This window comes from Streptomyces sp. NPDC006207 (assembly GCF_040613835.1).
Taxonomy (GTDB): Bacteria; Actinomycetota; Actinomycetes; order Streptomycetales; family Streptomycetaceae; genus Actinacidiphila.
Genome location: NZ_JBEXSX010000016.1, coordinates 50,475 through 65,379 on the forward strand (window position 1 = coordinate 50,475; position 14,905 = coordinate 65,379).

General features: G+C 74.5%; 12 protein-coding genes. 5 read left to right on the forward strand and 7 right to left on the reverse strand.

The window, feature by feature from the left end; all coding sequences use genetic code 11:
• Positions 1–1,935 (forward strand): fumarate reductase/succinate dehydrogenase flavoprotein subunit, encoded by a 1,935-nt coding sequence (locus tag ABZ312_RS15440; protein WP_499511285.1) that lies wholly within the window; start codon positions 1–3, stop codon positions 1,933–1,935.
• On the forward strand, positions 1,932–2,690 hold the full coding sequence (locus ABZ312_RS15445; RefSeq protein ID WP_500331941.1) for a succinate dehydrogenase/fumarate reductase iron-sulfur subunit: 759 nt from the start codon (positions 1,932–1,934) through the stop codon (positions 2,688–2,690). The genes ABZ312_RS15440 and ABZ312_RS15445 overlap by 4 nt, the downstream gene beginning before the upstream one ends.
• Here ABZ312_RS15445 and ABZ312_RS15450 read toward each other — a convergent pair.
• The 6 genes from ABZ312_RS15450 to ABZ312_RS15475 form a co-directional block, all read right to left on the reverse strand.
• A complete protein-coding gene (locus ABZ312_RS15450) occupies positions 2,632–4,065 on the reverse strand; it encodes a lysine N(6)-hydroxylase/L-ornithine N(5)-oxygenase family protein (protein ID WP_500331940.1) in 1,434 nt (477 codons plus the stop codon). The two genes, ABZ312_RS15445 and ABZ312_RS15450, sit on opposite strands and share 59 nt — an antisense overlap.
• Positions 4,062–5,465 carry a pyridoxal phosphate-dependent decarboxylase family protein gene (locus ABZ312_RS15455; protein ID WP_500437840.1) on the reverse strand — a complete coding sequence of 468 codons (1,404 nt, stop codon included), beginning with the start codon at positions 5,463–5,465 and terminating at the stop codon, positions 4,062–4,064. Before ABZ312_RS15455 ends, ABZ312_RS15450 begins: the two co-directional genes overlap by 4 nt.
• 800 nt (positions 5,466–6,265) lie before the next feature.
• A complete protein-coding gene (pepN, locus tag ABZ312_RS15460) occupies positions 6,266–8,767 on the reverse strand; it encodes an aminopeptidase N (RefSeq protein ID WP_500437842.1) in 2,502 nt (833 codons plus the stop codon).
• A gap of 99 nt (positions 8,768–8,866) precedes the next feature.
• On the reverse strand, positions 8,867–10,120 hold the full coding sequence (locus ABZ312_RS15465) for an acetamidase/formamidase family protein (RefSeq protein WP_500437844.1): 1,254 nt from the start codon (positions 10,118–10,120) through the stop codon (positions 8,867–8,869).
• A gap of 241 nt (positions 10,121–10,361) precedes the next feature.
• A complete protein-coding gene (locus ABZ312_RS15470) occupies positions 10,362–10,964 on the reverse strand; it encodes a sortase domain-containing protein (protein WP_500331936.1) in 603 nt (200 codons plus the stop codon).
• Between the two features lie 7 nt (positions 10,965–10,971).
• On the reverse strand, positions 10,972–11,229 hold the full coding sequence (locus ABZ312_RS15475; protein ID WP_500437846.1) for a hypothetical protein: 258 nt from the start codon (positions 11,227–11,229) through the stop codon (positions 10,972–10,974).
• Positions 11,230–11,429: 200 nt separating this feature from the next.
• On the opposite strand from ABZ312_RS15475, the gene ABZ312_RS15480 reads away from it, so the two are divergent.
• From ABZ312_RS15480 to ABZ312_RS15490, 3 genes are all read left to right on the forward strand, one after another.
• Positions 11,430–11,828 (forward strand): VOC family protein, encoded by a 399-nt coding sequence (locus ABZ312_RS15480; RefSeq protein ID WP_500331934.1) that lies wholly within the window; start codon positions 11,430–11,432, stop codon positions 11,826–11,828.
• Between the two features lie 118 nt (positions 11,829–11,946).
• The gene (locus ABZ312_RS15485; RefSeq protein ID WP_500331933.1) at positions 11,947–12,969 is read left to right on the forward strand and encodes a class I SAM-dependent methyltransferase; all 1,023 of its coding nucleotides are present in this window, start codon (positions 11,947–11,949) and stop codon (positions 12,967–12,969) included.
• 33 nt (positions 12,970–13,002) lie between these two features.
• Positions 13,003–13,905: a hypothetical protein gene (locus ABZ312_RS15490; protein WP_500331932.1), complete on the forward strand. Its 903-nt coding sequence runs from the start codon at positions 13,003–13,005 to the stop codon at positions 13,903–13,905.
• Here ABZ312_RS15490 and ABZ312_RS15495 read toward each other — a convergent pair whose 3' ends face one another.
• The gene (locus ABZ312_RS15495) at positions 13,906–14,886 is read right to left on the reverse strand and encodes an alpha/beta fold hydrolase (RefSeq protein WP_500437880.1); all 981 of its coding nucleotides are present in this window, start codon (positions 14,884–14,886) and stop codon (positions 13,906–13,908) included.
• Positions 14,887–14,905: the final 19 nt, after the last annotated feature.

Genomic DNA, 14,905 nt, shown 5'->3' on the forward strand with positions numbered 1-14,905 from the left:
GTGGAGTACCGACTGGGCGAGCCGATCGCCGACACCAAGGCGCCGGACGTGCCGATCGCGGAGCGCTGGGACCGCCGCAGGTTCGAGGCGAAGCTGGTCAACCCCGCCAACCGCCGCAAGCACACCGTGATCGTGGTCGGCACGGGTCTGGCGGGCGGCTCCGCGGGGGCGACGCTGGCCGAACAGGGCTACCACGTCGTGCAGTTCTGCTACCAGGACTCACCGCGCCGGGCGCACTCGATCGCCGCGCAGGGCGGCATCAACGCGGCGAAGAACTACCGCAACGACGGTGACAGCGTGCACCGCCTGTTCTACGACACCGTGAAGGGCGGCGACTTCCGCGCCCGCGAGTCCAATGTGCACCGCCTCGCCGAGGTGTCGGTGCAGATCATCGACCAGTGCGTGGCCCAGGGCGTGCCCTTCGCCCGCGAGTACGGCGGCCTGCTGGACACCCGCTCCTTCGGCGGCGTCCAGGTCTCCCGCACCTTCTACGCCCGCGGCCAGACCGGCCAGCAACTGCTCCTCGGCGCCTACCAGGCGCTGTCCCGCCAGATCGACGCGGGCAACGTGGAACTGCACCCGCGCACCGAGATGCTCGACCTGATCGTGGTGGACGGCAAGGCCCGCGGCATCGTCGCCCGCGACCTGGTGACGGGCGAGGTCTCGACGCACATGGGCGACGCCGTGGTGCTGGCGACCGGCGGCTACGGCAACGTCTTCTACCTGTCGACCAACGCCAAGGGCTCCAACGCCACCGCCATCTGGCGGGCGCACCGGCGCGGCGCGTACTTCGCCAACCCCTGCTTCACGCAGATCCACCCCACCTGCATCCCGCGCTCCGGCGACCACCAGTCCAAGCTCACCCTGATGAGCGAGTCACTGCGCAACGACGGCCGCATCTGGGTGCCGAAGGCCAAGGGCGACGACCGTCCGCCGCACGAGATCCCCGAGGACGAGCGCGACTACTACCTGGAGCGGATCTACCCCGCCTTCGGCAACCTGGTGCCCCGCGACATCGCCTCCCGCGCCGCCAAGAACGTCTGCGACGAGGGCCGCGGCGTCGGCCCCGGCGGTCAGGGCGTCTACCTGGACTTCGCCGACGCGATCGCCCGCATGGGCCGCGCCAAGGTGGAGGAGAAGTACGGCAACCTCTTCGAGATGTACGAGCGGATCACCGCGGAGGACCCGTACACCCGGCCCATGCGGATCTACCCCGCCGTGCACTACACGATGGGCGGCCTGTGGGTCGACTACGACCTGCAGACCACGGTCCCGGGCCTGTTCGCCATCGGCGAGGCCAACTTCTCCGACCACGGCGCCAACCGGCTCGGCGCCAGCGCCCTGATGCAGGGCCTGGCCGACGGCTACTTCGTGCTCCCGGCCACGATCAACGACTACCTGGCGCGCGGCCCGCACGAGACCGTCACGCCGGACCACCCGGCGGTCGCCGAGGCCGTCGCCGACGTCGAGGACCGGCTGAACCTGCTGCTGTCCGTGGACGGCGACCGCACCCCGGACTCCTTCCACCGCGAGCTCGGCGAGCTGCTGTGGGACGAGTGCGGCATGGCGCGCAACGAGTCGGGGCTGCGCAAGGCGCTGGAGCGGATCCCGGCGCTGCGCGAGGAGTTCTGGCGCCGGGTGAAGGTGCCCGGCAGCGGCGACGACCTCAACCAGTCGCTGGAGAAGGCCAACCGGGTCGCGGACTTCCTGGAGCTGGCCGAGCTGATGTGCCTGGACGCCCTGCACCGCACCGAGTCCTGCGGCGGCCACTTCCGCGAGGAGAGCCAGACCCCGGACGGCGAGGCCCTGCGCGACGACGAGGACTTCTCGTACGCCGCGGCCTGGGAGTTCACCGGCGCCGGCGAGGACCCGGTGCTCCACAAGGAGGCCCTCGACTTCGAGTACGTACACCCCACCCAGCGGAGCTACGCGTGAACCTCACCCTGCGCATCTGGCGCCAGCCGTCCTCCGAGGACGAGGGCGCCATGGTCACCTACCGTGTCGAGGACATCAGTCCCGACATGTCGTTCCTGGAGATGCTCGACGTCCTCAACGAGGAGCTGATCCTCGCGGGCGACGAGCCCGTCGCCTTCGACCACGACTGCCGGGAGGGCATCTGCGGCGCCTGCGGCATGGTGATCAACGGGCAGGCGCACGGCCCGGAACGGACCACCACCTGCCAGCTGCACATGCGGCACTTCAAGGACGGCGACACCGTCGACGTCGAGCCGTGGCGGGCCGCCGCCTTCCCGGTGGTCAAGGACCTGGTCGTCGACCGCTCGGCCTTCGACCGGGTGATCCAGGCCGGCGGCTACATCTCCGTGCCGACCGGCAGCGCCCCCGAGGCGCACGCCACGCCCGTCCCGAAGGAGGCCGCCGACTTCGCCTTCGAGCACGCGGAGTGCATCGGCTGCGGCGCGTGCGTGGCGGCCTGCCCCAACGGCTCGGCGATGCTGTTCACCTCGGCCAAGGTCAACCACCTCAACGTGCTGCCCCAGGGGCAGCCCGAGCGCGAGACCCGGGTGCTGGACATGGTCGCCGCCATGGACGACCAGGGCTTCGGCGGCTGCACCAACACCGGGGAGTGCGCGACGGCCTGCCCCAAGGGCATCCCGCTGCCGTCGATCGCCGCTATGAACCGCGAGTACCTGCGGGCCTTGCGCAAGGAGAAGTCGCGGTCCAAGGGCTGACCGGGTTGGTGGCCGCGCCGAGCCCGAAGGTCGTGAAGGCCGTGCGGGAGGGCAGCGGGTAGGGCTCCTTGCCGGTCACCGCGTTGAGGACGACCGCCGAGCGCCACGCGGCCAGCCCCAGGTCGGGGGCGCCGACGCCGTGGGTGTGGCGCTCGGCGTTCTGCACGTGGACGGCCGCGCCGGTGCTCGCGACCACCGGGTCGAGCTCCAGCCGGTGGCTCCCGTCGATCCGGGGCCGGCCGGCCGCGTCACGGCGGATGTAGGGGTGGATCGGGGCGAGCAGCGCGTCCAGGGAGCGCTCCCGGTAGCCGGTGGCGAGGACGACCGCGTTGGTGATCAGCCGGCTGCGGGTGCCCTGCTGCTCGTGCTCCAGGTGGAGTTCCACGGCTCCCATGCCCATCCGGCCGGCGGTGCGGACCGTCACGCCGGGGGTGAGGACGGCGTCCGGCCAGCCGCCGCCCAGGGTGCGGCGGTACAGCTCGTCGTGGACGGCGCCGATCGTGCCGTGGTCGATGGCCCGGTGCAGTTGCCACTGCCGGGGCAGGAGCTCGTCGCGGACCGGCTCGGACAGCCCGTGGAAGAACCGCGTGTAGTCGGGGGTGAACTGCTCCAGGCCGAGCTTGCTGTACTCCATCGGGGCGAACGAGGGGCTCCGGGCGATCCACGTCAGCCGTTCGCGCCCGGCGGGCCGGGCGCGCAGCAGGTCCAGGAAGACCTCGGCGCCCGACTGCCCGGAGCCGACGACGGTGACGTGCTCGGCGGCCAGCAACCGGTCCCGGTGCTCCAGGTAGTGCGCGGAGTGCACGACGGGGACGGCGGGCGACTCGGCGAGCGGCCGCAGCGGCTCGGGCACGTACGGCGCGCTGCCGACGCCGAGCACCAGGTTGCGGGCGTACGTGCGGCCGAGGGCCTCGGCCTGGCCGTCGGCGTCGAGCTGGGTGTGGTCCACCTCGAAGACGGCGCGCCCGGGGTTCCAGCGGACGGTGTCGACCTGGTGCCCGAAGCGGGTGCTGGGCAGCGACTCGGCGACCCAGCGGCAGTATGCGTCGTACTCGGTGCGGTGCGCGTGGAAGCGCTCGGCGAAGTAGAAGGGGTAGAGCCGCTCGCGGGTCCTGAGGTAGTTCAGGAAGCTCCACCGGCTCGTGGGGTCGACCAGGCTCACCAGGTCGGCGAGGAAGGGCACCTGGAGGGTGGCGTCGTCGAGCAGCAGCCCGGGGTGCCAGCGGAAGGAGCGCTCCTGCTCGTAGAAGGCCGCGCTGAGGTACGGGACGCCGTCGGCGAGGGCGGCCAGGGACAGGTTGCACGGGCCGATCCCGATGCCGAGCAGGTCGTAGGGCTGGTCCCGGTGGGGGTCGTGGTCGTCGGTGGCGGTCATCGGGGGGTGCTGCCTTCCTGGTGGGTCGCGCATACGAGCGTGAGCAGAGCCTCGAGGTCGGTGGGCGTGGTGGTCGGGTTGAGCAGGGTGGCCTTGAGCCACAGCCGTCCGTCGGCGCGGGCCCTGCCGAGGACGGCGCGGCCGTCGACCATGAGTCGGCGGCGGACCGCGGCGACCTCCTCGTCGACGGCGCCGGTGGGGCGGAACAGCACGGTGCTGACGGCCGGGCGGGCGCGCAGGGTCAGTGCGGGATGCCGCTCCACCAGGTCCGCCAGGTACCGGGCGTGGTCGCAGACCGCCTCGACGAGCCCGCCCAGCCCGCGGCGGCCGAGGGCGCGCAACGTGACGGCGATCTTCAGCACGTCGGGGCGGCGGGAGGTGCGCAGCGAGCGGCCGAGCAGGTCGGGGAAGCCGGCCTCGGTGTCGTCGGCGGCGTTCAGGTAGTCGGCGCGGTGGTCCAGCGGGCGCAGCAGCGCGGCCTCGCGCACCGCGAGCACCCCGGCCGCCACGGGCTGCCAGCCCAGCTTGTGCAGGTCCAGGGTGACGGTCTCGGCCTCCCGCAGCCCGGCGAGCCTCACCGCCTCCCGGTCGCTGAACAGCAGCGACCCGCCGTAGGCGGCGTCCACGTGCAGACGCGCGCCGTACTGCCTTGCGACGCGGGCGAGTTCGGGGAGCGGGTCGATGTCACCCGAGTCCGTGGTGCCCGCGGTGGCGACCAGCAGGGCCGGCCCCCCGCCCGCGGCGAGCACGGCCCGCACCCGCTCCGGGTCCAGCACCCCGCCGGGGGTGTCCACGACGACGGGAGCGGGCATCCCGAGCAGCCACGCGGCCCGCGGGACGCTGTGGTGACCGTTGGCCCCGGCGACGACCCGCACGCCCGGAACGCCCGGAACGCCCCGCGCGCTCTCCCGGGCCAGCAGCAGCGCGAGCTGGTTGGACTCCGTGCCGCCGGTCGTGACCAGCGCGTCCGGCGCGGCCGCGTCCGGGTGGACCAGACGGGCCAGCGCGTGGGTGACCTCCGCCTCCAGGGCGGTCGCGGCCGGGGCCTGGTCCCAGGAGTCCATCGACGGGTTGAGCGCGCTCGCGGCTAGGTCGGCCGCCACGGCGGCCCCCAGCGGCGGGCAGTGCAGATGGGCGGCGCACAACGGGTCCGCCGGGTCGGCCGCCCCCTCGGCGACGACCCCGACCACCGCGCGCAGCGCCTCCGCCGCCCCGGTGCCGTCCTCCGGCAGGGCCTCCCCCAGCACCTCCCGTACCCGCCGCGTGACCGCCCCGGGACCACCCGCGGGAAGCGGCCCCTTGCGGGCGGCCGCGCCCGCCGCGAGCGCGCCGAGCACGGCCTCGACCAACGGGCGCAGCCGGTCCGGCCCTTCACTGCCTCCGGCGAGATGGGGTGGCATGGTGTCGGCGCCCCTCCGTTGTCGCGGATCACCGGCGCGTGCGCGCTGGGCGACCTGCGTAACGACGCTCCCCCGCCCTGGGTGTTGCCCCCACGCCCCGAACGGTCGCCGCCCCGGCGCACCCACGGGGGCGTTCGCCCAGCTGTCGTGTGCGGCGCCGTCGTGGTTGCGGTTGAGGTTTCTCCCCCGCCCGCCCGCCCCCAGCCTTCGGCCGGGGGGGGGACCCCATCCGGCGCGGTTGGTGCGGGCCTCGCGCGGTTCGTGGTGGGCCGGGGTCGGGGCCTCCGGGCTGGGCATTCTGGACCGCATATTTATGTGCATGACGGGCGGCACTTGTTGTGCCGTCCATGCCGCACAACAAATACACGTCAGCGTCCAGAACGCCCACCCTCCGACCCCGTCCCCTCCGCCGGTTCCGCGACCAACGGCCGGTGGGGGGTCAGAAGGCGGACCGGGGCTGCCCCAAGTGCCTTACTGAACCCCCACCGGCCGTCATGCGCCCACACGACCGGAGGGGGTGTGGCGGGGTGCCCCATGGGGGTCCCCCCGGCCGAAGGCTGGGGGAGACGAGCGGTACGCGCGGCGCCGAATGACGTGGGGCAGCGCCGCGAGCGCCGAGGTGGGGGTCCCCCGGCCGAAGGCTGGGGGCGTGCGCCGGCGCGGCACCGACCCCAAACCAACGGAGCGCAGGCGCGCACTGACCGCGCCGGGCAATCGGGCGGGTGGTGGGAAAAACCCCAACCGCAACCACAACGCACCGCACAGGACAACCGGCCCGCGCAGACGCACCCCCGCACCCGCTACGCGGAACCCGTGCGGACGCGGAGGGCGCGGCGCAGGTCGTCGAGCTGGTCGGCGAGGCGGCGGCGCAGGGCGGGGATCGGGGCGGGGTCGCCCGAGCGGAGGCACTGCTCGCCGAGGTCGAGCACGGCGGGCTCGACGACGGGGACGGGGAAGGCCCAGCGGCCCGCGGCCTCGGCGAGTGCGGGTCCCCGGCGGGCGGCGACCGCGACGGCGGCGGGGAAGAAGCGGGGCACGTACTCCCGGACGAGGTCGAGCTGTTCGGGCTGCCAGAAGCCCTGGGCGGTGGCCGTGAAGAGGTAGTTGGACAGGGTGTCGCCGTCGAACATCCGCGCCCAGGCGTCGCGCTTCGCCTCGGGGTCGGGCAGCGCGGCCCGGCAGCGGGCGGCGCCCTCCTGGCCGGTGGCGCTGGGGTCGGAGTCCAGCTCGGCCGCGATGTCCTCGGCCGACGCCGCGCCCAGGACGGTGAGCCGGGTGAGGATCTGCCAGCGCAGTTCGGGGTCGAGCGCGGGCCCGCCGGGCAGGGTGCCCTCGGTGAGCCAGCCGCGCAGGGCGCCGGGGTCGGCGGTGGCGGCGATGAGCTCGCGGGCCGCGGCGAGCCGCAGTCCTGGGTCCTGACGGGTGAGCAGGTCGCGGGCGAGCGCCTCCAGGGTGGCGAGCGCGCCGGGGCGTTCGGCCGCGGGGAGGTAGCGGTCGGCGATCTGCCCGCGGGCGAAGCCGAGCACGCCTTGCACGACGGCGATGTCGGTCTCGTACGGCAAGTGGGCGCGGGCGACGTCGAGGTAGGCGGCGGGCGGGAGTTCGCCGTCCCGGACGAGGTCGCGGGCGGCGTTCCAGACCAGGGCGCGGCTGAGCGGGTCCGGCAGGCCGCGCAGCGCGGCGACGAGGGTGTCCCAGGACTGCGTGTCGAAGCGGATCTTGGCGTACGTCAGGTCCTGGTCGTTGAGGAGCACCAGGTCGGGGCGGGGGCCGGGGCGGCCGCCGGGCGCCTCGCCGTTCGCGGGCACGTCGGTCTCGAAGCGCTCGCGCAGCACCAGCTGCGCCGGGTCGGCGTCGGCGCGGTCGTACGCGGCGACGGCGATGCGGTGCGGGCGGCTGCCCTGGTGCGTCACGTCGAGCCGCCAGCCGCCGTCGGCGCCCATGGGGGCGGGGGTGAGCGTGTCGACGCCGGTGGTGCGCAGCCAGCGGTCGGCCCAGGCGTGGACGTCGCGGTCGGTGGCGCGGGCGAGGGAGTCGATGAAGTCGGCGAGGGCCGCGTTGCCGAAGCGGTGCCGGGCGAAGTGGTCGTTGATGCCGGCGAGGAAGTCCTTGCGGCCGAGCCACGTGACGAGCTGGCGCAGCGCGGAGGCGCCCTTGGCGTAGGAGATCCCGTCGAAGTTGAGCAGCGCCGAGGCGGTGTCGGGGACGGCCTCCGGGGCCGGGGCGACGGGGTGGGTGGAGGGGCGCTGGTCGGCGTCGTACCCCCAGCCCTTGCGCGCGACGGCGAAGTCGGTCCACGTGCCGGTGAACCGGGTGGCCTCGGAGAGCACCTGGTAGCCCATGTACTCGGCGAAGGACTCGTTGAGCCAGATGTCGTCCCACCAGCGCAGGGTGACGAGGTCGCCGAACCACATGTGGGCCATCTCGTGGGCGACGACCATGCCGCGGGTCTGCCGTTCGGTGTCGGTGACGGCGGAACGGAAGACCATCTCGTCGCGGAAGGTGACCAGGCCCGGGTTCTCCATCGCGCCCGCGTTGAACTCGGGGACGAAGGCCTGGTCGTAGGAGTCGAAGGGGTACGGCTCCTCGAACAGCTCGTGGTAGCGGTCGAAGCAGCGCCGGGTGATGTCGAAGAGCTCCTCGACGTCGGCGTCCAGGTACGGGGCGAGGGAGCGGCGGCAGTGCAGCCCGAAGGGCAGGCCCGCGTGCTCGGTGCGCACCGAGTGCCAGGGTCCGGCGGCGACCGCGAGCAGGTAGGTGCTGATCGGCGGGGTCGCCGCGACGCGCCAGCGGCCCTCGGCCTCCCCGGTGCGCCCGGCGACGCCGTTGCCGAGGACCGTCCACGCGGGGGGCGCGGTCACGGCGACCTCGAAGACGGCCTTGAGGTCGGGCTGGTCGAAGGCGGCGATGACGCGCTGCACGTCGTCCAGGAAGAGCTGGGTGTACAGGTACGTCTCGCCGTCGGCCGGGTCCGTGAAGCGGTGCATGCCCTCACCGGTGCGGGAGTAGCGCATGTCCGCCTCGACCCGCAGTTCGTGCGGGCCGGCCGCGAGCCCGGTGAGCGGCAGCCGGTTGTCGTCCAGGGACGCGGGGTCCAGCGGCCGCCCGTCCAGGACGGCGCCGTGCAGCGCGGCGGGCTTCAGCTCGACGAAGGTGTCGCCGTCGGCGAGCGCGGTGAAGCGGATGACGGTGGTCGATCCGAACACCTCGTCGCCACGGGTGAGGTCCAGGTCGACGGAGTAGTGCTGGACGGCGATCCGCCGGGCGCGGGTCTCGGCCTCGGCACGTGTGAGAACAGGCATGCGGTCATGCTGCCCCATGCCCGGTCCGCGGCGCACGGCCGTTCGCCACGGGCCGCGGTCGCGCGGGCCGGTCGACCGGGCGTCCGGGACGGCGCGCCGTCAGGTGAAGATGCCGCGCGGAAGGGTCATCGACACGAGCCAGGACGGCAGGTCCACCGTCTCGTTGATCTTCAGGTCGCCCGCCACGCTGCAGAGCGTGTAGGCCTCGTGCAGGCTCAGCCCCTGGTCGCCGGCGAGCCAGTCGGCCATGTCCCGGACCGCGTTCTTCGCGTTCTCCATCAGGTCCGGTCCGGTGCCGGTCGTCTGGTAGTAACCCTGGGCGAGCATCTCCTCGGGCATGGCCAGCTGGGTCGGGTCCGCGGCGGGCACGACGGCCCGGGGACCGGCGATCACCGTGTCCGGGATGACGCCGAACCGCAGGGTGACGGCCATGAGCGTCTCGATGGCCGTCCCGGTCACCTCTCCGTCGCCTTGCGCCATGTGCCCGTCCCCGGCGGAGAACAGCGCGCCCTCGGCGTAGACCGGGATCTGTATCCGCGCTCCCTTGACCAGCTGCCGGATGTCGGTGTTGCCGCCCATTCCGCCGCTGACGTCGGGCGGGAAAGTGCGGTACATGCCCTTGCGCAGGGGCGCGACGCCCATGATCCCCATGAAGGGTGCGATGGGGATGCGCGCCTGCCGGCCGGTGTCGGCGCCGGTGAACGTGGCGAACCCGGTGTTCTGGCCGCGCTCGAAGCCGAACAACTGGAGGAACGGGGCGCCGCTGTTGTGGGGCTGGTCCGCCGGCAGGGCACCGGCGGCCGGTCCGGGGGTGGGGTCGCTGAACTGGGAGGCCTCGCTCCAGGGGGCGAGCGGGGCGAGCAGTTCGGGGCGCAGGGATCCGAACAGGCCCAGGGCGGGGCTGACGACGACGTAGCCGAAGTCCACGAGCGGGGCGACGTCCAGGACCTCGACCTCGAGGATGTCGCCCGGCTTCGCGCCCTCCACCTCGATGGCGCCGGTGAGCGGATGGACCTTCCCCAGGTCGATGGTCAGGGTCGCCTCGGGGGTCATCGTCCGGGCCGCGGCCCCGATGTCCAGGGCGTCCCGGCACAGCAGTTGGACGACCTCGCCCGGCCGCACCGTGGTCACCGGGGGCAGGTCCCGGTTCCACCGGTTGTGCAGTACGCGGCCGAACCCGTCCACGACCTTGTCCCCGTCCGGTCCCGTCGTCACGTCCGGGCTGCCGGAGCCTGCGACGTCCATGCCGCCGACCGTCCCGCCCCCGGCGGCCAGTGCCGACAGCGCGGCCGCGGCCGGTCCTGCGGAGGCCCGCTGCACCAGGCTGCCGGCGCCTGCGGTTCCAGAATGCACGAAGCACATCACGGCCTCCCGTGACCCTGCGTCCCAGGTGCCCGAGGCGACCCGGCTGACGGGGGATGACCCGGGGTCCGCCGGGCGGCGCCCGAGGCGGCGGGTCACCGGGTGGCCCGCGGCGGCGAGGGCGCTCGGCTCCGGCATCCGATGCGAGGGCAGCCCCGCTCTTCACGATCCTCCGCCGGAAATGCGGCGGCAACCGGGGCGGTGGAGAGGGGATCCCGGCCCGCAGCGCCGCTCAGGAGGAGCGGACGGCGCTCGCGTGCACGACCAGTGCCCCGGTGGGACGGTGGCCGTCGTGCCGGTCGCCCGCGCAGGTGACGAGCCGCAGCGTCGGCACGCCGCCGTCCGAGCGCAGGTCCTGGGCGGGGAAGGAGTGCCGGGGGACGTGCTCGATCCGTGTGACGGTGAAGCGGGCGCGGCTGCCGTCACGGCGGGTGACGACGACGGTGTCGGCGCGGCGCACGGCGTGCAGGTCGTGGAAGACCGCGCGGCCGCGTCCGCCGTCGTCGTGGCCGACGATCACGGAGGTGCCGGTGTCGCCGGGGGCGGCGCTGCGGTCGTACCAGCCGGCATAGCGGCCCTGCTCGGTCGCGGGGGTCTGCAGGGTGCCGTCGTCGGTGATCCCGAGGTCGACGACGCGGGCGTGCACGTCGGCGCTGGGGATGTCGATGCGCACCGGGGTGTGCCCGGCCGGGTCGGAGGCGCGGGCGGGCGTGCTGCCGTGGACCACGGCGGCGGCGCCCTGCCCCGCGCGGGTGACCGCCCAGGTGGTCGCGGCGGCGGCGAGGCCGAGGAGGACGAGGGCGAGGACGTTGATGCGACGGTGCGTCATCCTCATCGCCCCCTCACCTCGGGCGGACGGCGTAGCGGACGCCGCAGACGCCCGCTCCCAGCAGGAACGCACCGGTCAGCGCCGGTCCGGGGCCGCCGAGGATGCCGGGGACCCCGGCCGCCCTGGCCACGCACACCGCGAGGACCGCGCACACCGCGAGCACCGGCGCGAGCACCGCGCGGCAGGCGACGGCGGCGGCGATCCGGGCCGAGGCGCTCCGGACGGTCACGGCGGGGGCGGTCACGGCGGAGGCGGCACAGGCGGCGGACATCGGTGGTGGGGTCCTTCGGGTGACGGCGGGTACGGATGCCGTGACCGGCCGCCGGGCGACGGACGGCCGGCCACGGGTCCCACCGTACGGAGCCCGGGGGTGCCGGGGCCTCCCCCGGCCGACCTGTTCCGTATCAGCCGAAAGTATGGTCCCGGGGGCGGGCCTTGCGTCCCGAGGAGGAGGCCGGGCAGGCTCGTCGGATGATCGCCACCTTGCAGTGCACCGTGATCGACTGCCCGGACCCGGCCGCGCTGGGCGCCTTCTACCAGGGGATCCTCGGCTGGGCCCTGGACACCGCAGACCCCTCGTGGGTGACCCTGACGGCCCCGGACGGCACCCGGATCGCCTTCCAGGAGGTGCCCTTCCACCGGCCGCCACGCTGGCCCGACCCGGAGCACCCCCAGCAGTTCCACCTGGACTTCGACGTCCCCACCCGCGCCGACGTGGAGCGCGCCCACCAGGAGGTCGTCGCGCTGGGCGCCGCCTTCCTGCACGACAGCGGCGGCGAGCGCAGCGGCTTCCGGGTCTTCGCCGACCCGGCCGGGCACCCGTTCTGCCTCTGCTACGGGCAGGCGCCGGGGCCGGCCGTCACGGGATGAGCGGCGGCCCGGTGCCGGCGGCCGCTTGTACGGTGTTCCCGTGCCGCCGCCGGGTGCGGCGGCGGCACGTCCCGCCCGGCCGGGCCGGGGCGAAGGCACTCGGCCGAGGGGGAACGGCATGGACGCACGGTGGACGGCGTACGCACTGGCCGAGGAGGACCCGGACCCCGCGTCGGTGCGGCGGGTCACCTTCGTGCCGTTCCTGCCGGGCGGCCTGGCGGGCGCGGTGCGCGGCGCGGACGGGGTGGTGCGCCTGCCGTCCGGCGAGGTGCTGCCCGGCGAGGACTGGATGCTCGACACCGCCGCCCGGGTGCCGCTGGAGAGCGCCGGCTACTACCGGCAGCGGGTGCACCCCTTCGCCTGGGACGCGGGGCAACAGCGGCTCTACGCCTGGCTGGACGGCGACCGGTACCGGGGCCGGCGGCCGCACGCCGCCGAGGCGGACCTGGTCGTGGCCGACGCCGGCACGATCGCGGGCCTGCTCCCCCACGGCCCCGAGCGGCGTGCCGTGCTGGACGCGGAGCGCTCCTTCCGGGAGCAGGACGAGGCCTCGTACTTCGCCGACAACCTGCGCCTGCTGGAGCCCGCCTACCTGCGGGCGACCACGCCCGAGGGCGGTTCGGGCTTCGGCCGGGAGCCGGAGCAGTGGCGGGCGCGGCGCTCGATGGTGGTCGAGGCGCTCCACAAGGACGGCACCTTCCTGGACGTCGGCTGCGCCAACGGGCTGCTGATGGAGTCGGTGCGGCGGTGGGCGGCCGAGCGGGGCCGGGTGGTCGAGCCCCACGGTGTGGACTTCGCCCCGCGCCTGGTGGCGCTGGCCCGGCGCCGGCTGCCGCAGTGGGCCGGGCGGATCGAGGTGGGCAACGCGCTGGACTGGCGGCCCGCCGACGGCGGCCGGTTCACCTTCGTGCACACCCTCGTCGACTGCGTGCCCGAGCGCCGGCTGGGCGACCTGGTCCGCAGGCTGCTGGCGGAACTCGTGGAGCCCGGCGGGCGGCTGCTGGTCAGCGTGTACCAGGCGGAGGGCGGCACCGCGCCGACCGCCGCCGAGCGGCTGGCCGCGCTGGGCGTGCCGGTGCGGGGTTCGGCGAGCGGCACGGGACCGGAACGCACGGCGACAACGGCCTGGGTCGACGCGTAGGCTCGAAGCGTCGTACCCGCCCGGGGAGGCGCCGTGACCGAGCCGTCGTCCAGCCCGATCGAACACGGCTTCCCGCACCTGGAGAAGGTCCGGGCCGCCCTCACCGCGCTGTACCGGCGGCTGTCGTACGACACGGTGAGCCGCTTCCCCGCGAGCGTGCGCCCGGAAGCCGTGGCGTTCCCCGCGGAGGAGGACCTCCATCTGGGCGCCCAGCGGGTGGCCCGGGCCATCGTGCAGCACTTCCGGCTGCCGGAGGCCCGCATGGTGGTCAGCTTCCGGGACATGGTGCACGCGGGCAACGTGGAACTGGCCGCCGGGCCCGAGTACTTCGTGGAGCTGCACGCGCGCTTCCGGGACGACCGGCGCGACGTGGGGGCGGTGCTGGCGCACGAGGTCATGCACGTCTACCTGCACCGGCTCGGCCTGGAGTACCCCGGGGTGCGGGACAACGAGATCCTCACCGACACCGCCACGACCTACCTGGGCGCGGGCTGGCTGCTGCTGGACTCCTACCGGGAGGAGCCGGCGCTGCTCGGGGAGCGGCTGACCACGGCCGCGTCCAAGCTGGGCTACCTCACCCCGGAGGAGTTCGGCTACGTCCTGGCCAAGCGGGCGCAGGCCTTCGGCGACGACATCGAGCCGTGGCTCACCAGTCCGAGGGCCCAGGAGGCCTACCGGACCGGTCTGCGGCTCGCCGAGTCCGATCTGCGCCATCCGCCGATGGTCGGCTGCGGCTGGGCGGGCCGCCGCCGGTACGCCCACGACCGGCGCCGCGGCGGGGCGTACCCGGCGGCCGGCTACGCCTTCGAGGGCGCCGGCCCCCAGCGGGTCTCCTTCTCCTGCCCCACGTGCCACCAGCGGATCCGGGTGCCCGTGCGCGGCCGGGTGAAGGCACGGTGCGGGCTGTGCCGCACCGTGCTGGAGTGCGACACGTGATCAGCCGGTGGGCGGCGCGACCTCCCGCAGGAAGTCCAGCAGCATGGCGTTGACCTGCGCCGGGCGCTCCTGCTGGGTCCAGTGGCCGCAGCCGGGCAGCACCACCGGTTCGCGCAGCGTGGGGTGGAGCTCCCGCAGCACCGGGAGCAGCTCGGACATCCCCGGGAAACCGTGGACGAGGTCGCGGTCGCCGGTGACGTAGAGGGCGGGGACCTGGAGGGCGGCACCGGCCCAGGGCGCGGTCAGCCGCCAGTTGCGGTCGAGGTTGCGGTACCAGTTGAGCCCGCCGGTGAAGCCGGCCTCGGCGTACTCGGCGGCGAAGGCGTCGAGGTCCTCTTCGGTGAGCCAGTCCGGGAGTTCCTCGGGCTCCTCGACGAGGTCGAGGAAGCCGCCGCCGGGCGGGACCAGGGGCTGGGCCGGGACCGGGTCGTTGGCGGGGTTGTCGCCGGACGCGCCGTACAGGAAACGACGGAAGGTCCTCCGCGGGTCGGCGGCGAACTCGGCGTCGGCGACACCGGGCCGCTCGAAGTAGTTCCAGTAGAACCGCCCGTCGTACAGCTCGCGCATGGACCGCAGCGGCGGCGTGTCGCCGCTGCGCAAGGTCGGCGGGACGCTGAGGCCCGCCACGGCGCGGACGAGGTCGGGCCGCAGCAGCGCGGTGTGCCAGGCGACGGGGGCGCCCCAGTCGTGGCCGACGACGACGGCCCGGCTCTCGCCGAGGGCGTGCACGAGCCCGACGACGTCGCCGACGAGGTCGAGGACGGTGTACGCGTCGACGGCGCCGGGCCGCTCGCTACGGCCGTAGCCGCGCTGGTCGGGGGCGACCACCCGGTAGCCGGCGGCGGCGAGCGGCGCGAACTGGTGGCGCCAGGAGTACCAGCACTCGGGGAAGCCGTGCAGCAGCAGCACGAGCGGGCCCTCGCCCTGCTCCGCGATGTGCAGCCGGATCCCGTTCGCCTCGACGGTGCGGTGGTGGACCACGGTGCCGGGCGCGCGCGGG